17 protein-coding genes are annotated in these 19,394 nt (G+C 52.8%); 13 read left to right on the forward strand and 4 right to left on the reverse strand.

Annotation, left to right across the window (positions count from 1 at the left end):
• Positions 1 to 24: 24 nt before the first annotated feature.
• The 3 genes from PRJ_RS27605 to PRJ_RS27620 form a co-directional block, all read right to left on the reverse strand.
• Positions 25 to 645, reverse strand: coding sequence for a thiol:disulfide interchange protein DsbA/DsbL (locus PRJ_RS27605; RefSeq protein WP_256597979.1), 621 nt, complete (start codon positions 643 to 645; stop codon positions 25 to 27).
• On the reverse strand, positions 551 to 2,185 hold the full coding sequence (locus tag PRJ_RS27610) for a GspE/PulE family protein (RefSeq protein ID WP_104962929.1): 1,635 nt from the start codon (positions 2,183 to 2,185) through the stop codon (positions 551 to 553). Before PRJ_RS27610 ends, PRJ_RS27605 begins: the two co-directional genes overlap by 95 nt.
• A 288-nt stretch (positions 2,186 to 2,473) precedes the next feature.
• Positions 2,474 to 2,905: a lytic transglycosylase domain-containing protein gene (locus PRJ_RS27620; protein WP_104962931.1), complete on the reverse strand. Its 432-nt coding sequence runs from the start codon at positions 2,903 to 2,905 to the stop codon at positions 2,474 to 2,476.
• A 48-nt stretch (positions 2,906 to 2,953) separates the two neighbouring features.
• Between PRJ_RS27620 and PRJ_RS27625 the strand changes: the two genes are divergently transcribed.
• The 12 genes from PRJ_RS27625 (at position 2,954) to PRJ_RS27680 (ending at position 17,244) form a co-directional block, all read left to right on the forward strand.
• Positions 2,954 to 3,913 carry a tetratricopeptide repeat protein gene (locus tag PRJ_RS27625; protein WP_104962932.1) on the forward strand — a complete coding sequence of 320 codons (960 nt, stop codon included), beginning with the start codon at positions 2,954 to 2,956 and terminating at the stop codon, positions 3,911 to 3,913.
• 663 nt (positions 3,914 to 4,576) lie between these two features.
• The gene (locus PRJ_RS27630; protein WP_104962933.1) at positions 4,577 to 4,993 is read left to right on the forward strand and encodes a hypothetical protein; all 417 of its coding nucleotides are present in this window, start codon (positions 4,577 to 4,579) and stop codon (positions 4,991 to 4,993) included.
• Complete coding sequence (locus tag PRJ_RS27635) at positions 4,990 to 6,177, forward strand: hypothetical protein (protein WP_104962934.1); 1,188 nt, start codon at positions 4,990 to 4,992, stop codon at positions 6,175 to 6,177. Before PRJ_RS27630 ends, PRJ_RS27635 begins: the two co-directional genes overlap by 4 nt.
• A gap of 63 nt (positions 6,178 to 6,240) precedes the next feature.
• Positions 6,241 to 7,872 carry a conjugal transfer protein TraN gene (locus PRJ_RS27640; RefSeq protein ID WP_256597980.1) on the forward strand — a complete coding sequence of 544 codons (1,632 nt, stop codon included), beginning with the start codon at positions 6,241 to 6,243 and terminating at the stop codon, positions 7,870 to 7,872.
• Positions 7,873 to 8,144: 272 nt separating this feature from the next.
• Positions 8,145 to 8,609, forward strand: coding sequence for a hypothetical protein (locus PRJ_RS27645; protein WP_104962935.1), 465 nt, complete (start codon positions 8,145 to 8,147; stop codon positions 8,607 to 8,609).
• A 271-nt stretch (positions 8,610 to 8,880) separates the two neighbouring features.
• Complete coding sequence (locus tag PRJ_RS27650) at positions 8,881 to 10,674, forward strand: helicase-related protein (protein ID WP_256597981.1); 1,794 nt, start codon at positions 8,881 to 8,883, stop codon at positions 10,672 to 10,674.
• Positions 10,675 to 10,775: 101 nt separating this feature from the next.
• Positions 10,776 to 11,330 (forward strand): hypothetical protein, encoded by a 555-nt coding sequence (locus tag PRJ_RS27655; protein WP_177429919.1) that lies wholly within the window; start codon positions 10,776 to 10,778, stop codon positions 11,328 to 11,330.
• An 80-nt stretch (positions 11,331 to 11,410) separates the two neighbouring features.
• Positions 11,411 to 12,313, forward strand: a complete 903-nt coding sequence (locus PRJ_RS27660; RefSeq protein ID WP_177429920.1) for a hypothetical protein — start codon at positions 11,411 to 11,413, stop codon at positions 12,311 to 12,313.
• A gap of 293 nt (positions 12,314 to 12,606) precedes the next feature.
• Positions 12,607 to 14,162, forward strand: a protein-coding gene (locus tag PRJ_RS27665; RefSeq protein WP_371928160.1) for an IS3 family transposase whose coding sequence is annotated in 2 segments (ribosomal slippage) — positions 12,607 to 13,063 and positions 13,063 to 14,162 — 1,557 coding nt in all. Because the reading frame shifts where the segments join, the coding sequence is not laid out codon by codon here.
• A gap of 57 nt (positions 14,163 to 14,219) precedes the next feature.
• On the forward strand, positions 14,220 to 14,816 hold the full coding sequence (locus PRJ_RS27670) for a VWA domain-containing protein (protein WP_177429921.1): 597 nt from the start codon (positions 14,220 to 14,222) through the stop codon (positions 14,814 to 14,816).
• Positions 14,817 to 14,942: 126 nt separating this feature from the next.
• Entirely contained in the window at positions 14,943 to 16,007 is a 1,065-nt protein-coding gene (locus tag PRJ_RS27675) for an AAA family ATPase (protein WP_158682584.1), read from the forward strand.
• 115 nt (positions 16,008 to 16,122) lie between these two features.
• Positions 16,123 to 17,244, forward strand: a complete 1,122-nt coding sequence (locus tag PRJ_RS27680; RefSeq protein ID WP_104962940.1) for a DUF3150 domain-containing protein — start codon at positions 16,123 to 16,125, stop codon at positions 17,242 to 17,244.
• Between the two features lie 48 nt (positions 17,245 to 17,292).
• Here PRJ_RS27680 and PRJ_RS27685 read toward each other — a convergent pair whose 3' ends face one another.
• Complete coding sequence (locus PRJ_RS27685; RefSeq protein ID WP_256597982.1) at positions 17,293 to 17,988, reverse strand: XRE family transcriptional regulator; 696 nt, start codon at positions 17,986 to 17,988, stop codon at positions 17,293 to 17,295.
• A 286-nt stretch (positions 17,989 to 18,274) separates the two neighbouring features.
• Between PRJ_RS27685 and PRJ_RS27690 the strand changes: the two genes are divergently transcribed.
• Complete coding sequence (locus tag PRJ_RS27690) at positions 18,275 to 19,267, forward strand: hypothetical protein (RefSeq protein ID WP_256597983.1); 993 nt, start codon at positions 18,275 to 18,277, stop codon at positions 19,265 to 19,267.
• Positions 19,268 to 19,394 lie beyond the last annotated feature (127 nt).

The following is a 19,394-nucleotide window of genomic DNA, read 5'->3' on the forward strand; positions in this document are numbered from 1 at the left end:
TTGGCCGACAAGCCGCGGACTGGGCTATTGCTCCTGCATCACCTTGGAAATCATGCCGTTGGCCAGGTTCATGTAGAGCGCACTATCACCAGAAACATCATCAGGCGTGATCACATACTTACCACTGATGACCATGGACGGCGTGGCATCAACCCCATACGTGAGGAGCTTGGCAAATGCTTCCTCCAGCCGTTGCTGAGTGACGTTGTGCCAGGCTTCATTGAATCCCTCGACCTTTGCAATTGCTACAGCTTTCGTCCACGTATCAGGACTCTCCATCGGCATGCCATTCTGCTGGATCAATGTAAAAGCCGCAGACATGAATGCATCGAGGCGAGCTGGATCTGCATCCTGGACAGCGAAGAATGCACGAGCAGCAAAATAGTTCCCTTTATCGGGGACCGCTACGGGAAGAAACTCAGCGGACCAGCCAGGAGGCATCGTTTTGGCCCACCGAGCAAAGGTCTGATCGTATGAAGCACAGACAGGACACGCAAAGGAAAAGAACACGATGACTTTGTGACTGTCCTCAGCCTGGGCCGCAACCTCTCTATACGGCAGCGACTGCAGTGACTCCTGCGCTGAGGATAGAACTGGAGTTGCCAGAAGGGCTGCCATAGCCATCCACGCAATAAACTTCTTCATATAAACGTTCCTTGCTGATCAGGTTCTGCTCGATGAGCATGTCGAAGATTGACTCTTGATTTCGTTCGCTACGCCACAGCTCGACAGTTTCCTTCAGTGCCCTGAAGTTGATTTTTCGGATCGCAGCCAATTCATTTAGAAATTCCACAGCCCCCTCGGTGTAACCAAGAGCGTTCACCACATCATCTTGTGATACAAGGCCTAGATCAATTAAAGCTTGCCCAAATTTTTTAACCTTGCCTTCAATGGTGAAACGCAGCTGAAGTTCAGCTGCCTGATTTGCTTGTGTAAAGGTAATGAGACCCTGTGCAATGAGGACATCACCAATACGCCTTACAGTTGGCTTAACAGAATCATCTTTAATTAGCGACCTTACCCGAGCCATAGTGGTAAAGCCATCAGTCACCATCCTTACCGCAGATTGGCCCAACGTGTCGAATTGGTTTTGCCGAGCAGCCGCGTTCAGGACTGTCATCTCGCCACCGCCACTGACAATGGCTGTGCGTACGGACTTATCTGTTCTGATAAGTTCAATGATTGGACATTTACCTGAGAATGAATCTTTCGATGGCGCAACAGGTACCTTGCCCGTGATAGCCGGCAGCCCATTTTTCTTTAACCACATGCGTTCAATATCGTTAATGGCTGCCCATTCGTGAACAATATCAGGCCGCAGAGTTGGAACAAGTCTCTGCGCAATCACGCCAATCAGTACCGAAGCAAGGGTTTGGGCATCGACCCCAAGGTCAATGATGCGAGGGACAGCTTGCGCTGCACTGTTGGAGTGCAATGTGGCAAAAACAAGGTGACCCGTGTTCGCAGCCTGAATGGCAATCTGCGCGGTCTCCTGGTCACGAATTTCCCCAATCAAAATTACATCAGGATCTTGCCGCAGCAGGGCTCGCAGACCCAATGCGAAACTGAGTTGGGGCGTAACGTTGATTTGGACAAAACCCTTAACTACATACTCAACAGGGTGCTCGATCGTACAGATGTTGAGAGTTCCGTCGTTGATGGCATTCAAAGCGGCGTAAAGGGTGGTGGTTTTTCCTGAGCCAGTTGGGCCAGTGACGAGGATCAACCCTTGGGGTTCGTTTATCATCTCGCGGAAAGCATGCTCGACCAAGGGTGGCATTTTGATGCGTTCGAGACTCATCGAAGCGTTTTCTTGGTCCAGCAACCGGCATACGATTTTCTGACCATTATGACTTGGAACCAAGCTCACACGAACTTCCAACTCCAGTCCGGGGTATCTTAACCCGATGCGGCCATCGAGAGGGATTTGATGCTGCGAGAGGTCCATGGTGGCACGCGATCGAATTTTCGTATCGATCATTTTGCCCATAACTGGCTCTACGGTGTCAAAGTGTTTCAGCTTACCGTCTTCTCGCAACTGAATATTTACGTGACCTTGAATCCACTGGAAATGAATATCAGGAACTTTATTCTGGGCAGCCATCATGAACAAATCGTTCAAATATTCGGCCGCAGGCTTATCTGATGGGGAGTTGTAAATAAAAAGATCGGGTTCTTTTGCCACAGTCAGCTCCTATTTAGTCTGGCCGCTAGTGCATTTGAGTTCCGGGCCATAGAACAAACGCGAAATGAAATTTTGCACGGATTTATCAGCTGCAATGCTCCAGATCAGCAAGTCAATCCGCGAGTCTGTACTGAGATAGTTTGTGCCCGCCCAACGTACCGCGTCGAAAACTACTCGAACAGGTAAGGCGCCACGCTCTACTCGTTCACACGGTTCCTCCGGGGATACCGTGTACAAAATCCAGCCAAATAGAAGAACAGCAAAAAAACTGCTGAATAGCTGCTTCATTTACAAACCACCGTAGTTACTCATGACCTTCTGAATATATATCCGCTGACTTTTCTCATTCGGACTATTGTATGCACCGACCGCTTTCCAAACATGGCCATATGAGGCGATATTACTCGCTAGGATCCAAGCTCCAACATTCGCGCTAATACAACGATCCAATAGTTCTTTCTCACCGATACCGTATTTCGAAAGCTTTGGAAGCCAAGTGGAATTGATCTGCATCAACCCAATATCCCAGCTCCCATCGCTGTTTTTTGGACTCACTACGTCTGCTTTGCCCGGTCGGTTCTCAGTGACCTGGATGGCGCGGAGCAGCTTCTCGCTGACCCTATAGCGTGCAGCCGCCTCAGCAAAGCAGTCCGCGTGCCCGGCCGCAGGAAGCCCGGTCAAAGCGCATACCAGGAGAAAGGGTAGGGATAGTTTTTTCATGCGGTAAAGAATACATTACGCGTACCAATAAACAAGGTGTATCCGAAAATGCAATTATTGAATCGACTGCCGGCCATGTTGGCTCTCCCCCTTGCTTTTGCGAGCTCCGCGAGTGCTGCCGGCACCCCCCAAGACACCTCCGCAGCCGCATACTTCAGCAATCAAGCAACAGAAGGGGTCGATCTTCCCGACATTTCCTCCGCAATGAAGGGGATCCTTTCAACCGCCCGTGAGGGTGGAGACGTCCTTCGAACCTGGGCAGCCTACAAAGCTGGGGACAAAGCTGCATTGCCCAAGCTATTCGAGCTTGCCCAGGGCGGGAATAGTCGAGCACAGAACGTGGTGGGCTATTTGCTGGATCACGGAGAAGGCGTCAAACAGGATAGCTCCGCCGCGGCTTCATATTTCTCCGCTGCCAGCGCTGACTACCCCCTTGCTCGGTACAACCTGGGCGTCCTCACCTTGCTTGGCCGGGGTGTAGCGAAAGATGAAGCCAAGGCGATGGGGATGTTCGAGTCTTCTGTGAAGGACGCATCCGTCGACCTCGCAGCGGTGCGCCTCTCCCTCTATTACCTCAACAAAGGCGACCATGAAAGGGCCTGGACATGGGCAAACGAAGGTGCCAATCGAGGCAACGTGACAGCCTACTATTTACTGGGACGGATGCTCTATGAGCGCGGGGGATACCAAGAGGCGTACAACTGGCTGACGAAGGCAGCTCAAGCAAGCGAGCCCAATGCACCAGCCATCCTTTCGGCCATGTACAAGAATGGCCATGGCATGGACCAAAATATGAAGATGGCGGCATCCTGGTGGTTGATCTACGTCGGTCTGAACAAGGGGAAACCGGGCATGAACTCAGCTGGCTTGTCTTCCTTTGGACTCACCAACAAAGAGCAGAACGACGCAACCAGCTTTGCAACCAACTGGCTTTCGACACACAAGCACATGAAACGTCCCGACTACGACGCCACACTGCTCCAGGCCAATAGGACCGACAAATCTTGAGCCCAGACGTAAAGCGCCGCCGATAGCAGAGTCAGGCAAAGAATCGGCCACGAGATGAGGGCCAGTCGCCAGTCTGCCCTCGATGGCCAGCAGTGCAGGATGATTGGACCTGCAAGAGTCCATAGGACCAGATCCTGCCAAGTCAGGCCACCCGCATGGTTTGTGGTCCGCCAGATGCAGAGCGCGTAGAGGCCGGGCAACGCTAGCAACGGCGCGAGGGCAGTAGCCCAAGCGTTAAGCCAGCTCAGACGTTCGAACACCACTGAACCAAGGATAATTTGATTTCCATCCCTTCGGGGTATGAGGGACATCCTGACTGGCCTTGCCCTGACGAAGAATCCCACTGTTAGGTGAAGTGTTTCATGCATCAGCACTCCAACCACCCTGAGTACCGACGATGCTAACCAGTTGGGTGGCAACGAATTCACGACAACTGCCATTGCAAGCATCGGAACCAGGTAGCCACTTGAGCTGTTGAACACGAAATTCTCGAAGGCGCCATATAGCTCCCCCATTGCCACTACCTCACACAGTTACCCATCAGCGTTGATAGCAGGGCAGTGATCCACGCACACAGCTCACGCGAATCTACCAGATTGCTTTCGACAACCGAACTCACTTACAGTTACGTGTAATAATACTGTGAGTATCCGAGAGACCGAAATGCAATTCAAAACCAAACTGTTGTCCCTGTCCACATCCCTCATCGTCCTCGCCGCTGCCTCGGCCCCTACGTTTGCCAATACTTCAAAAGAAATTCTGATCGAAGCGGTCAGAACCGGCCACGCGTCCGCCGAGCTTACCGGCGATCAGGCTGACGTGTGGAAAGCAAAAACCCAATCACGCGAACCGATCATGGTAGAGGCCAAAGTCGTTGAACAGCTCAAGCAGCCAGGCTGTGCCCGGGTAGCCATTCAATACATCCAACAGCTGGTACCGAAGGTCACCGGTGGCTCCGGCCCACTTGAGGTTGGCTGGGGTATGAACGTCTGTGAAGACGGAGCCCCACCGGCGGACCCAAGCTTGTTTACTCAAGATCCGCACACCTCAACCAAGGTCAATGAGGTGCAATCTCAATGAAACGCAGAACTACTGGCCTTCTGACTTTCGCCGCGGCTCTGGTGCTATCAGGCGCCGTTGTAGCTGATCCACACTCAGAGGGGACGGAGCTCGGCAAGTCGAACCTCAGTAAGCTTTCCTCTAACGTGACTTCCTCCAACGCAAAGGCGATGCCGTTTTATACCGATACGCCTTCGCAGTCCTCGCAATTTGGCAGCACTTCACTCTTCAACGTAGGGACCGCACGGATAAACACCTGCAAGACAGAGACCGATGGTCCCGACCAGATCGCAAACCAAGAGTGCGATGCGGTCAACTTCCTAGCCAAGAACCCTTACGAGCGGGTAAAGGTTGATGTAGATGAGAATGATCCAATCATTAGCGGAATAGGGGATATTATAAATAATGCCAAACCTGGAGACATTACCGAAAACTGCGGGACAAAAACCACTACTACTCCTGACATCTACTCGACGGAGGTATGTAACGAGTATAATCTGAGCGAAAACAACAGCTGCACAATGGGTCAGGTAGTTAATGTCGACACAAAAGCAAACTTCCAATGCAACAAAACATATAATTCTCTTGAAAACGTGACCTGTGATAAGTTTCTTGCCGTTGTGTGCGAGCCTCCAGTGGCCGGGTGCGATAATGGCGGGATTATCCCCGGAACCACCCAGGCTGACATGTACACAAGCTGGTCGCTCGCCAATGCAGCTTCTGGCACTTATGCGCTTCAATTTGGATCAATAGGCGACAACTACTGGAGCGAAGGTCTTTACGACCGCTCATTGCAATTTTCGATTAAAGACCCTGCATTGATCACTGATTTTGTCTTAGCATCTGTTGCCTATGACGACTATATCCTAATAAAGATAAACGGACATACTGTATTCAGTGGACCTTTCGGCGGAGCTACACTCGATTGGATTCTAACAACCTGCAACAAAGGCCGAGCTTGCTATCGAGTTGATGTGGGTGATGGCGTATTGCGGGATCCGGAGAGAGGCGAAAGCAATGAGACCAGGCCCAACATTGATCTAAGGCCCTATTTGGTCGCAGGCAACAATATCTTAGAGACTCGAACAGCAGTCGGGGGCTCTGGTGAAACTTACATCACGATGAATGCGCGAATGGTTTGTCCAGGTGCTTGTACTGAAACGTGGACAGACCAGTGCACATCTCTTCAGGCTAGATCTCAGTGACAAACCCGTAATTGCCCAAACTGAAAAACCAATCAAAACACTGCTCTGACTTGGCGGATATGGATGTTTAAATTACCAGAGACTCATCGAATAACTGCTGCATACGCGCTGTTATCACTGAAGTCAGTAATATTTGTTCTAGTATCTTTCTTTGCTTTGTCTACCGCTGCGTTCGCGGCAGATTGCAGAATCACAGGCCAAGCATGCGTTGAGGGCCCTGAGACCCGAAACATTGCCGGCAATATGATTTATAAGGAATGCTGGCGCTATCGGTCCACATACGAGTGCATCAAGCCCGATTCAGTTGATTATTGTGCAGCGATCTCGAAGGTGGCGGGCTGTTATCAAACGTCGACTTCATGTATATCAACAGCTTGGAATGGCACTTGTTTGGTTGAGCAGCGAACCTATCGTTGCGATAACCCTGCGACTCCGAAGCCGTCCGATACTGTTCAGCTGGACGATACCCATACAATTATCAGAGACGAACTCGATACCAGTCAGTGCAATCCTCTTGCCACGAACCCTCTGTGCTACATCGCAGCACACACCTGCGTTGAGGGGCCTGAAACACGTGTTATAAACGGATTACCTGTCTACAAGGCATGCTGGAAATACAAAGACGACTATTCCTGCATCAGTCCGAACAAAGAGAATGACTGCCAACAGTACGAGGATAAAGGGTGCAAAAAAATCGACCAGACCTGTATCGAGAGCACCGACCCGATCGGGTGTGTTATGTCCCAGGTCACCTATAGTTGCATCACCAAAAAAGGGGAGACCACGACTACTGAGGATTGCAGCACAAAGGTTTCCTGTTACCAAGGAGTCTGCTGGGATACAAGTTATCCATCAGATACTGATTTCGCCAAAGCCGTTGCAGCTAAAGAGGCTGCACGTGAAGCCGGGGTGTACGGTTCTGACGGGGAACTTTTTGGGGGTGAAGATGAGTCCTGCAGAAAAGGATACGGGGGAATCAAGAACTGCTGCGGCAAGAGTAGTGGAGCAGAAACTAACTACTCCATCATGGGGCAGGCTGTTTCTACAGTAGGAGGGGGCTTAGCCAGTTATGGCTCGAAGTATATGTACGATTTTGCGTACAACAACGTAGAGTGGGTTAAACAGGGCGCGTCTGCTTTGGGAGCCGCTGCACCCTCTGCCCCAACGCTGAGCTTCAGTGCCTACGGCTTAAGTTATGCAGTCGGCGGGACAATCCCTGCCACCGGAATGCTTGGAGGCCCTGTGTACGGGCTTGGCGGCGGATTCTACTTCGATCCGTACAGTTTCGCGATTGCTGTAGCAATTCAAGTCGTAATGGAACTTAAATCCTGTGAGCCAGAGGAGCAGCAGTTGGGGATGCACCGTGGTGCGAATCTTTGCCATTTTGTCGGAAGCTACTGTTCCAAGAAAGTCTTCGGCGCATGCCTAGAGACCACAGAATCGTACTGCTGTTACAACTCTGTGCTTGCGAAGATCATCAACGAACAGGGCAAACCACAAATAGGTAAGGGCTGGGGAACGCCCAAAAGCCCTAGCTGTGGCGGCTTTACGGTTGAAGAGTTCCAGCAAATTGACTTCTCTGCACTTGATTTGTCTGAGTTTATAGATGACATCATGAATGCGACCGTCCTACCGGAAGTCAAAAACATTCAGGATGATATCTCTCAGAAAGCCAGCGACAAAGCATATAACTAGCACCGATTAATTTTAGCCCGCCTCTTTGGCGGTTTTTTTTTGCATGGCGTTCCCCATGCCATGTACAAAGAGCATTCCATTTAGTTTGAGAAAGCATCGCATTAGAGATGATCTACACGGTTCAATAAACGTCGGAACGATTTTCTCCTGCGTTTTACAAACGCGTGTTCTACATATCGAGAGTGTGAAGCTAACTAAAACCATACGGCCAAGGTCGTACTATGCGCTCAATTTCGCACTAAAAAGCGAACCATTTCTCAAGGATGCTAACTATGAAAAATATCTTCGCAACTCTGCTGATCGTTACTACTGCAGCAATGTCGGGCTGCGCATCGAACATGACGAGCCGGGATTACTCTCAGGCAACTGCCATGCAGAAAATGAAGGTTGAATTGGGTGTCGTCGACTCTGTTCGTGATGTCAGAATTAATGGAAAGCCTTCGCCAATCGGCGGCATGGCTGGTGGTGCCCTGGGCGCTATCGCCGGCAGCAATGGCGGTGGTGGTCTGGGACAACTGGCCGTGATGGTCGTCGCAGGTGCTGTTGGCGCCGCCATTGGGGCTGCTGTCGACAAAAAAGCCCACGATGCTGATGGGATCGAGATCACCGTGAAAATGACCAGTGACGGTAGCTTGCAAGCCGTCACCCAAACCAAAGATCCAGCTGAAACCTTCGCCCCTGGTGATTCGGTTCGCTTGATCACAGGCCAAACCGGCGACTCTCGGGTCAGCCACTAACCCAGCCCTAGACGACATCCATCGTCTAGGGCTTTTTTGTGCTAGTCAGGAGGCAGTGCGACCGCATTTCGATTCTCTTGAGTTATAGTTACGCGTGACTATCCCTATTCGACTTCAGCCACGAAATCAGATTATGCATGATATAGGTCGACTCACACGCCTGGGGTTTACATCGCTGCCCGAGTGCCTTCTAACAGTACCGAAGGAATACAGGGATTTTCACGACCCCATAGTGGTGCTTCCCTTGCCTGATACTGGCGAAGCTTCGTACATGGCGCTCACCCTAATCGAGCGATCGATCTACGATCGCACCGGTGCGGTCTTGCGAGAGGCCAAAGGGGCGTTCCGCGGATTCGTCAAAGTGGTCGACGGGCGAGGTCAGCGCTTGCACATCAGCTTGATTGGTAAGCCTTCGATCGAACCCTGGATGGGGTACGACTTTGGCGCGACAGTGCACACCTACGGCGAGGTGGTCACCTATGAGGGCCGACTCTCCATGTCGAACCCAATGGTCATACCCCCTGCGATGATTGGCCGTGTGATGCCCGTCTACCAGGGAAAGCAGAATCAGGTGAGTGCTGAAGTTCTTGGTGAGGCCATCACCGCAGCGATGGCACACATCAACGAGGCAGCCTGCCTGCTCCTGGAACAGGCCCTGATGCACGAAGATGACTTTCGGAAGCTGACAGGCCTTGTCGACCCTGCTGACTTGCTGCGTAACCTGCACAGGCCTTTGTCAGTGCGTGAGGGAGACGAGGCGGTGAGGATTGCCAAGGCGGTATGCATACAGGCGCTTGTTAATCGCGTTGAGGCTCATCGCAACCGACCAGCGGTGAAAGGGGCCCTGCTGCGAATCGACCGAGTCCAGGTTGCAGATCTAATCAAGCGTGCTCCTTTCTCTCCGTCTGCCGACCAGCTACAAGCCATCGACGAAATCGTATCAGACCTCAGGTCGCCGTATCCGATGCAGCGCATCCTGTCGGGTGATGTCAGTACGGGTAAGTCATTCACGTTCATGGTTCCAGCTGCGGCAAGCTACCTCGCGGGGGCAAAGGTTGCGATCATCGCGCCCGGGCAAATCTTGGCGCAGCAATTGGCGGCCGAGTTGAGCAGCCTCTTCTACGAAATCCCCGTTGTCACTGTTGTCGGTCCGGTGGGCAAGGCCAATATTGACCTGTCTGCAGGGATCGTTGTCGGCACCACTGCTGTGCTTTCAGCCGCCAAAAAAGCGGGGATAGTCTTCGACCTGGTCATCGCTGACGAGCAGCAACGATTCTCTGTCGCTCAACGGCAGAAGCTCATCGCGGCCCATACCAACTTTCTTGAATCAACGGCAACCGCAATTCCCCGAACGGTTGCACTGGTTAAGCTCGGTGGTCTGCCAATCTCAATTCTGAGGACCACGCCGGTACCGCGGGAGATCGTCACAAGGATCATCACGCACAACGCCAGGCAGAAGTTGCATGATCTCGTTATGCAGATTATCAAGCAGGGCGGACAAGCAGCGTTCGTCTACCCGGTGGTCAACGGGGAGGCGGACACTCGCAATGCCGTGGAAGCCGCCTACGAGCGCTTCCGGAGGACCTTGGGAGACGAAGTAGGCCGGGTCCATGGGGGAATGACGGATGACGACAAGACTGACGTCATAAACAAGATGAAGGCCGGGCAACTCAAACTATTGGTTGCTTCTACTGTGATCGAGGTTGGCGTTACCTTCCCCGGTCTGACTTTGCTAGTTGCAGTGAGCCCTGAGCACTTTGGTGTGGCTCAGTTGCACCAGCTTCGTGGTCGGGTCGCTCGTAAGGGGGGGCGTGGGTTTTTCATCATGTATCTGCCGAGCCCCATCAAACAGTCAGCGTCATCGCGCTTGCGACTTTTGACAGCCTGCAATGATGGGTTCGTGCTGGCCGAGAAAGATGCGGAGAGTCGCGGCTATGGTGATCTCAGCCTAGAGGGTGAAAAGCAATCTGGTGCCACGCGACCGTTGTTCTATGGTTTGCGGCTTGAACGTGGTGAAATTGAGGCTGGCGCAGTCAAAGCGGGCCTCATACCGGCTCAGCAATAGGACAGGGGGACAAATTGGCCGCGAAATCCACACCGCTCGCTGTCAAGGTAGCGATATACCAGCGACTACTCTCTGGGGACATAGCCCGCGACGTCGGCCGCATGTATGTCATCAGTATGCCGACCATTTGGAAGTACGCGAATGATGCGATCGCGGAGCTGCGCCTGCTTGAAGCGGTCGAGAGCTCTCCCATCCTCGTGGGCTTCTTAAGTCGCACCGTTAAAATCCAGTGCTACCAGTATGTGGATGACGAGGTAGTACGAGAACTGATGGCCCCGATCCTGGAGCCCTACCTGGGCCAGGCTGAGAAAATCAACTTCGCAAGCCGGGAGAGCGCTGATCAGCCGTTGTCGACCCGCGTAAGCCGTACAACTGAAGAAGATTTTCAAGCGATCGTAGCTGAGATGTCGCAGTCATCCCACCCAGGCCTCACATCGTCGGCACTCCTACGTGACATTGTTGAGGATTACATTGCCAGGTACAAAGCCAACGGCCGGACCCTACCACCCTCCTTGGCCCAACAATCACGGACGCCGGCGCCAGTTGAGCCTTCAGCACCAGCCCTCGACGGCATAGCTCTCATGAAGGACCTGGAGGGCGCTCTTCGTGACCAATTGCAGAAGCATGGTATCCAGCTTCCACAGGGTGACGATTAATTTTCTAGTCACGTGTCAAGCATTCCCCTTCGTAAGGCAAAGGCATCGCCGCAGCCATCATTCAATAGAAGGGGATATCCATGGGTCACGCTCAAGCGCAGCTTCCTGCAACGTCCAAAGTCTCGATGCGTCACATTTACCTCTACACCCATCTGCTGATCGCGGAAGCGAACAAGCTGGGGCGACGGGTGCGTGTCATCTGGGCCAACATCAAAACTGCGTCGATTGGCCCGGATCAAAAGGCTGCTGGTGGGTTAGTTCTGACCTTGCCTCTGACCGCTGCCATGGGTACTGATGAAGATCTCGAACTGATCCAAGGTCTACTCGACCATGAAATTCTTTGCCACGGCCTGCACACGGACTTTTCTGTTGTGATGAATCCAGATATCTCCGGAACATTGCTGAACGTTTTAGAGGATCCCCGCGGCGAGCTATTGGCAAAGCCACGCTTTCGTGGTGCCAACGCCAACATTCACAACACCTTAAAGATCCTGGTGAAGAGAGGAGTTTTTCACGGTCCGGTCGCTGGCCAGGAAACACCTCAGTCAATTCTGGTCGCCTGGTTGGTCACTGAGCTTCGTAGCGAGCTCCTTGAACAAACCTGCCTGAAGGACTTCGCTTTCGCGTATCGCGCACTGGCTATTGAAACATTCGGTGCAACTTTGGTTGAGCAAGTGAAGGCGATTGCTGTAAAGGGTTGCAATGCATCGGACACTCAGGGTGCGAACCTAGCCGCGAATGAAATTGTGGATCTACTCCAACTGACTAAAGACCAACAGAAGAGCCCCCCGGAAAAAGGATCTGCTAGCCACAACCAGCAAGGTGAACCTGGTTCTCCAGGGCAACCAGATAGTAATGGCCAATCCAGTACTCCCGGTAAAATCTCCGACGCCATCAACCAAGTGCTGAACGCAAGCCAGAGTGATTGTGGAAGCTACGCAAAAGGCTTGGAAGATGTCACTGTTCCAGTCTGCCTGGTGTGAGTCAGAATCGATTGGGAGGCTATCAGCCAGACGCCTCAAACGAGATGAAGGAATTGAGTCTTTCAAAGACTGGCGGCTCATTTGAAAATCGTAGCCTTCTTCGGGCTGGCGCTCAGAAGACAGCTGCAATACTCTCAGCGACTTTCGAGGAACTCATAGAAACTATCACCCAAAATGAGGTATGGGCTGCAAGTGAAGGAAGACTCAACACTCGTAAGCCCCCGGTGTCAGGATAGTTGTCGCCTCGCCAGATTTACCTGAAACCAGACCCCGGGGGCGGAAAGAGAGCCGTTGTGCCGTACTATTCCTCTGAGCGCAAAGCCGAACTGCTCAAGATGCTGGGTCCTCCACTCAACCTGACGATGGCCGAAGTCGCTAGGCGCGAGGGCGTTACTGAAATGTCGCTGTATACCTGGCGCAAACGAGCCAGTGCCGAAGGATGTGTGGTGGTGACCGATCCCAAACACCCGACCGAGAGTTGGTCGGCAGAAATGAAATTCGCAGCTGTAGCCGAATGCGCCAGCTTGTCCGAGATTGAGGTGGGTGAATACTGCCGTCGCAAAGGCTTGTATCCCGAGCAGCTTGCTGCCTGGCGGCAAGCGTTCCTGAGTGGGATGGCCCCTCCAAAAGCGCAGCCTAAGGTTGATCGGGAGCAGGCCCGTCAGGATCAGAAACGCATTAAACAGCTTGAGCGCGAACTGCGCCGCAAGGATAAGGCGTTGGCTGAAACAGCCGCGTTATTGGTGCTGCGAAAAAAGCTCAACGACTACTGGGGAGTAGACGACGAGGACAATTGACTGCTCTGCCGGAACGGCAACTGCTGGTGGCTTGGCTGACTGAGGCGATTAATTCCGGAGCTCGGAAATTGACGGCATGTCAGGAAGTTGGCTTGACGCTCAGAACGTTGCAGCGCTGGACTCAATCGGAAGAAGTGGCGGCGGATGCACGTACAACTACAGTTCGCGCAACCCCACCGAACGCGCTGAGCGAGCACGAGCGACAAGCGATTCTCAACCTGTGCAACAGCGCTGAATATGCTCACTTGCCACCTAGCCAGATCGTGCCGAGGCTGGCCGATAAGCAGCTCTATATAGGCTCGGAGTCGACCTTTTACCGGGTGCTTCGGGCTGCTGGACAGCAAGAACGCCGAGGGCGTGCTCAACGCCCTGGGCGTCATGCCGAGCCGACAACGCATGCAGCCTGCGCACCTAACCGGGTGTGGTCGTGGGACATCACATACTTGCCGTCTTCGGTGCGTGGAAAATACTACTACCTGTACCTGATCGAAGACATCTACAGCCGCAAGACTGTGGGCTGGGAGGTACACGAGAACGAAGACGGCGCCAAAGCTGCAGTGTTGCTGCAGAGGAGTGTAATCAGCGAACAGTGCTTGAGAGAGCCGTTGGTGTTGCACTCGGACAACGGCACGCCGATGAAATCAGCCACTTTGCTGAGCAAGATGTACGAGCTGGGCATAACACCGTCCCGCGGCAGGCCGCGTGTCAGTAATGACAATCCATACTCGGAGGCGCTTTTCAGAACACTGAAGTACTGCCCGCAATGGCCGACCAAGGGTTTCGAGACCTTGGATGCTGCACGATGTTGGGTGCGTGATTTTATCCGTTGGTACAACCACGAACACCGACACAGCCGAATCCGCTTCGTCACGCCAGCAGAGCGTCATCGAGGTCAGGACAGGCAAATCCTTGCCCTGCGCCACGAACTCTATGAGCGCGCTCGAAGCAAGAATCCGGAGCGATGGTCAGGACGCACTCGCAACTGGGAGCCGATTGGTACCGTGCTGCTGAACCCTGATCGAGAACAACAGCACGTGAAGCAAGCCGCATAGTTGGATGGTTGACGCGACAACTACCTTGAAAAACGCCGTAAGCTTTGGCGATACGCGGTGGGCGACGACCTGATCTTTACCAGAAGAAGACAAGCGGAGGAGATTGATACCTGTTTTTACCTGTTGGGCGATGAAAGCTCTTCCATGAATAATAAGTTCGGACCAATTCCGAAGAAGGATGAGAATGACGATCGGATCACAGCTCAGGAAGCTTGCAACCGGGTTTCGGTGGCAGTAGGTGAAGTGCTGAATAAATCTGATATTCCATTTGGAATTGCAACCTACAACACGGTAGTTCGTGAATGGCATGGATTTGAGGAAAGCTGGGCCGGTACATTGCAGCGGTACAGCCCTGAGCCCAAAAATGGTACGAAAACTCACCTTGCTGTGGTCTGGGCGCTCAAGAAACTCATAGATCGTCCGGAGGCCCGCAGAATTCTGATTGTGGTTACTGACGGGGATCCTGGGAACAGCGAGGTACTGCGCTCAGCCGTTGATGAAGCAATGCTGATGGGCATCGAGGTACGCTTCGTCCTGATCGGTGATGGGTATCATAAACGCTACGCTGACCTAGGTTTGGCCTGTGGAGTGGCTCAATCCGACAACGACTTCGCGGCAGCCGTTTTTGCAGCGCTGAAGCAGGGTATCGTATAGAGCCAAAACGAAAGACCAGCCGGACTCCTTGGGGTCCGGTTTTTTTATGTTTCTACTCGCGTGTTAGGCATCTCCCTGTACCAGGCCTTCGCAAGAGGCCATCCATTGCCTATTGGGGATTTGACCATGACTGCTTTTCAACACATCAACAACCCTCAACTCGACGCTGGAATCGACACCCTTAATCCGATAGATGTCCGTTTAGCACCACAGGTTTTCGGTACCACAGCACCATTTTTTAATGGGATGCAGACCAAGATCTTTGCTGAAACCCGCTTCACACCAAAAATCGTACCCTATAGCTTCGACGATGAATTGCTCACGCGCCTGATACTTTGGGCAGCTTCAGCGGGGCTCCCTCAGGACTTTTTCAAGGCGTCCATCAAGAAAGCGACCTACATCTACGGACCAACCGGCGCCGGCAAAACCACGTTAGTCGAGGCCTTTGCGGCCCGTACAGGCAGGTCGGTTTTCACCGTTCAATGTTCCGAGGAAACTACGCTTTCTGACCTCTTCGGCAGTTGGAAATTGTGTGGCCCCGAAGGCATGAAGTGGATCTACGGGAAGGTCTGCCAATGGGCTAAAACCCCGAACTCCATACTGCTTTTGGATGAGTTCGATCAGTTACCGCCACAGATCCAGATGGGTCTCAACGGTATCCTGGATGGCAAGCCGATCTTTCTTGATCAGACCAACGAAGTGATTCCGATTGCTCCTGGATGCTTGATCGCCGCTACCGGTAACACGAACGGCCAAGGGTCTGCTGGCGGCAAAGGCGGTAGCGCCACTGGCTACAGGGGCACTAAGAAAATGAACATCGCGACGATGGACCGCTTCAATTCAATGTTCTGCACCTACATGGATGAGGGGCGTGAAGCCAACCTCATTGTGGACCAGACGAAAACTGACCCACTGATAGCAAAATCCATGGCAACACTAGCAGCCAAAGTTCGAGCGAATTTCATAGCTCTCAACGAGGATGCTGGGGCAGGAGGCATGGCCTTCAACTTCACGATCACCACCCGAAATGTGCTGAACTGGGCGATGAACTACAAGCTCCTCGTGCAAATGGGCAAAACCACAGAAGAAAGCCAGAAGCTTGCTCTGCAAGTGACGGTTCTGGACTTCGCACCGCACGATGAGGCTGCCGCGATCCTGAGAACCTGGTCGACGATCGTCGGAAATGTCTAACGCTTCACCATACCCCGGCTCGCCGGGGTTTTTTCGTTTATGGGTGCCTGTGAGGCATCTCCTGTCACTGGGTCTTTCGCAAGGGATCCGTTCTTTCAATTTCAGGAGAACCACCATGAGCACTACCAAGCAAACCGATGAATTGGGCATCAGCATCCTTCAGGATGTAGTGCTTTTTGACGTCATCATTGGTGGAAGCACCGGTGAGAAAACTGTTGATGGCGATGACTTCATCCGGGAGGTCGGGCGCATGCTGCCGTCGGGCGCATTCGCTTGGGTTAACAAATACCGATCGGAAGCCAAGCGAGAAATCCTCAAAGTAGGGGTTTCTCGAAAGGTAAACAATCGTATCCGCGGATACTTTGTACCCACCCAACACGCAGACGAGCTTGCAAAAGTGCTGCATGCGATCAAAGGAAAATATCTGGTTGAGAAGGCTTCCTTCCTCAACACTTTACCGGACCTGGTGGAGAAGTGGGCTACCTCTCCGGCAAACGCGGTTACAACACCAGGTGGTAAGTCCCGTGCAGATTTGATCCGCCAGCATGCTCCACAGGCACAAGTGCTCGAAAGACTGTTGACCTTTGACACTTCGGCGATTCGTATCAGCAACACCAGCTACTTTGGCGAAGAAGATGCACTTCAAACGGAAGTTAAAGGTTTAGTCGGCCAGGCCGCTTTGGAGATCGCGGAAGATGTAAATCGCTCCTGGACTCGCAAGGGCAACGGCAAAACGACGTCGAGAATCCTGGGTTTGATCCGTCGGGTTCAGGACAAGGCTGAGGCTATGAGCGTTCTTTCAAGCAAATTCTCCAACTTGGAGAAAATGTGTGCATCGGTGTTGGCTGCTATACCGAGCGGACCGAGCATTGAAGGGGTTGCTTACATCCAAGTATCTGGCCTGCTGTCCTTCTGCATGGATCCTGAAAAAATCCTTGGAGAACATGCTTCCGAGTTTGATCCATTGAATGTAGGGGCTGCTGATTCAGCGCCGGCTGTTGCTGACGATAAGGTCTTCTTCAGTAGCTCAGCACCTGCAACTATTCTTCCTCAAACAGAACAAAATGAAGTAACTATCGTTCCTGAGGTCTCTGTGGTTCCGCCACTTCCAACTGGTCGCAAGACTGAAGAGAACCTCTTCTTTGCGACTGAACCTGAAAAATCCGTGATTGAGCCCGAAAAGGCGGAGACAACGGACACCACCTCGCAGCCACCATCGGCTCCGTTCATCTTCTAACCCACAAAAAACCCCGGTCAATGACCGGGGTTTCTTTATTCCTGCAAATTAAGCTACCGGCGGAGGTTGCACACCAGGCAGCTCGATTTCAGCCTTAGCCAACAACTGGCGTCCAGAGAGCTGCTCATACAGTAACACCATGGTCATACGAACGGAGAGAGGAGTCTGTTCCCATTCGTCCTGCTTCGGGATATAGCCCGCCCAGGTCGGATCGCTACCCATCTTCTCGATCGACAGCCAGAGTTGCTCATCAAGATCTTTCTTGTATACAAAATCTTGTGGCGTGAAGAAATCAGCCAGGTTGTAAACCTGAATGAGGGGCAGACCAAGGAAGTCAGCCACCAGTTGCAGCTTTTCCTTGCCCAGCGATCGTATCTGGCGGTTCCCGTTAGCCAGGGAGTTCCAGTAGATGACCGTGATACCCATGACATCGGCGATTGCACGATCAGGCAGCCCACGATCAATGATCACCTTCTTGATCATCTTGACGAGGCGGGACCCCGGCATAGTGTTGCGAGTATCGATCGCTGCAACTGCCTTATCTTCTGGGGCTGATGTTTTGGCCTTGGCAGATGCACGGGGTCTCTTAGTCGTAGCAGCTTGAGAGGCTTGAGTTTGTGCAGCAGGCTTTTTGGCTGCCGGCTTCGCCGCAGCTTTAGCAGCTGGTTTTGCTGGTGCTTTGGCGGGCGCTTGAGACCGCCGTCCTGTCGATTCACTTGCGGTCTTGTCGCTAGCTTTGGGCATTGTGCGGCTCCAGGTTGGTCGCGGCGTCTAACACGATTCAGGACGCTCCCTAAACAAATAAAGCAGAGAAATCCAGTATAAATTTAAAAAAGATTCTACACAGTTAACAACAAGATTCAAATCTCTTGTTCCGGTGGAAAAAGAGACTTTTTGGCTAGATGTGTACCCGTGCTAGTAGCTCTGTGACCTTGGAGCACCCTTCGAGTGCAATTCGATTCACCTTGTATTATTGGTACGTGTTGCGTATTCTTGAGAAAACCAAGCCATTCACGTATCGAGGTACTCAATGCTGCCCCAGGACGCAAAGCGGAAGCCTGACTCCTATTCGTATCCAAACGGGATGCTTAACTCTGGCTACATCGCCGGCGTCCTGCGGTTGAATGACCCGGTCAAAGGGATCTGCTACATCCAGCAGACCCGGTCGGAAAACCACATGCTCCCCATTCACTACGACCCGAAAAAATCGCCGATTCCCAAAGACATCAAAGAGTGGGATCTCATCATGGCGTTCGTTCACACCGATGGCGCCAAGCAGGGGGAGGACCGCGTAGCCCGGGTGAAGAGCATCCGTTTCGAAGCTCCAAACCTGATGCACCTTGGCGGGCGTTTTCGAGACGACTTCATGCGGAAGTGGGATGCTGTTGTGCATGCCGCCGCGAAGGACTCAGGTACCCCAGATTCTGTAGCCCAGTTGGAGCAACAGCCCGGTGCTGGCACTGAAGAACGGCTCGACTCGTTCGATTGGAAGGCAATGGACCTCAACAAGAATGCCTCGAACCAGATCCGTATCGCGGGGTTCATTCAGGCCAAGTCTTTGGAACGCAACCGCAAACATCCTGTAGACGGCACCCCAATCAACGACCGCCTGGTCGTGCTGATTCGACAGTCGAAGGACACCGATGCCTGCATCCCAGTTCGTTGGTACGGCCGTAATCTGCAGCCGTTGTCTGAGAAACTCGCCCGCGGCATGCCCATCATCGTCAACGGCGAATTCCGTATGGACGTAAAGGCCATCTCCCTGCCGGACGGTCAAACTGGGATCGCAGAAGTGTCCAAGATCCCGTTCATCCAGGCCAAAGACATGCCAGGTCCTGTTACTCCTGACTCTGGCCACATCAAGATCGTACCGGGCTGGGCTGCTGAACTCTTCAAGGGCCACGGCAACCAGGCACCTCAACCGAAGCAAGACAATGCAGAGCGCAGCGCCATGTTCGCCTCCGCCTTTGGTTCCGACTCTGCAAGCAAGCCTGCAACACCCGGTGAACAACAGGGCGCATAGCAGCGGCCGCCTCACCGTGTTTCGTGAAGCCATCGAGATCCAGCACTGGAGTCGATGGCTTTTTTGTTTCTCATCCAGCAGCCGTCTGGCTAGGCCGGCAGCTTGGAAGAAATGTAATTCTGCACTG

This window comes from Pseudomonas sp. XWY-1 (assembly GCF_002953115.1).
GTDB classification, from domain to species: domain Bacteria; phylum Pseudomonadota; class Gammaproteobacteria; order Pseudomonadales; family Pseudomonadaceae; genus Aquipseudomonas; species Aquipseudomonas alloputida.

What these genes read in the sequence shown, in the direction of transcription:
- PRJ_RS27605 (WP_256597979.1), bottom strand. Translation starts at nt 645, where the DNA reads ATGAAGAAGTTTATTGCGTGGATGGCTATGGCAGCCCTTCTGGCAACT.
- PRJ_RS27620 (WP_104962931.1), bottom strand. Translation starts at nt 2,905, where the DNA reads ATGAAAAAACTATCCCTACCCTTTCTCCTGGTATGCGCTTTGACCGGG.
- PRJ_RS27625 (WP_104962932.1), top strand. Translation starts at nt 2,954, where the DNA reads ATGCAATTATTGAATCGACTGCCGGCCATGTTGGCTCTCCCCCTTGCT.
- PRJ_RS27630 (WP_104962933.1), top strand. Translation starts at nt 4,577, where the DNA reads ATGCAATTCAAAACCAAACTGTTGTCCCTGTCCACATCCCTCATCGTC.
- PRJ_RS27635 (WP_104962934.1), top strand. Translation starts at nt 4,990, where the DNA reads ATGAAACGCAGAACTACTGGCCTTCTGACTTTCGCCGCGGCTCTGGTG.
- PRJ_RS27640 (WP_256597980.1), top strand. Translation starts at nt 6,241, where the DNA reads ATGTTTAAATTACCAGAGACTCATCGAATAACTGCTGCATACGCGCTG.
- PRJ_RS27645 (WP_104962935.1), top strand. Translation starts at nt 8,145, where the DNA reads ATGAAAAATATCTTCGCAACTCTGCTGATCGTTACTACTGCAGCAATG.
- PRJ_RS27650 (WP_256597981.1), top strand. Translation starts at nt 8,881, where the DNA reads ATGGCGCTCACCCTAATCGAGCGATCGATCTACGATCGCACCGGTGCG.
- PRJ_RS27655 (WP_177429919.1), top strand. Translation starts at nt 10,776, where the DNA reads ATGTATGTCATCAGTATGCCGACCATTTGGAAGTACGCGAATGATGCG.
- PRJ_RS27660 (WP_177429920.1), top strand. Translation starts at nt 11,411, where the DNA reads ATGGGTCACGCTCAAGCGCAGCTTCCTGCAACGTCCAAAGTCTCGATG.
- PRJ_RS27675 (WP_158682584.1), top strand. Translation starts at nt 14,943, where the DNA reads ATGACTGCTTTTCAACACATCAACAACCCTCAACTCGACGCTGGAATC.
- PRJ_RS27680 (WP_104962940.1), top strand. Translation starts at nt 16,123, where the DNA reads ATGAGCACTACCAAGCAAACCGATGAATTGGGCATCAGCATCCTTCAG.
- PRJ_RS27685 (WP_256597982.1), bottom strand. Translation starts at nt 17,988, where the DNA reads ATGCCCAAAGCTAGCGACAAGACCGCAAGTGAATCGACAGGACGGCGG.
- PRJ_RS27690 (WP_256597983.1), top strand. Translation starts at nt 18,275, where the DNA reads ATGCTGCCCCAGGACGCAAAGCGGAAGCCTGACTCCTATTCGTATCCA.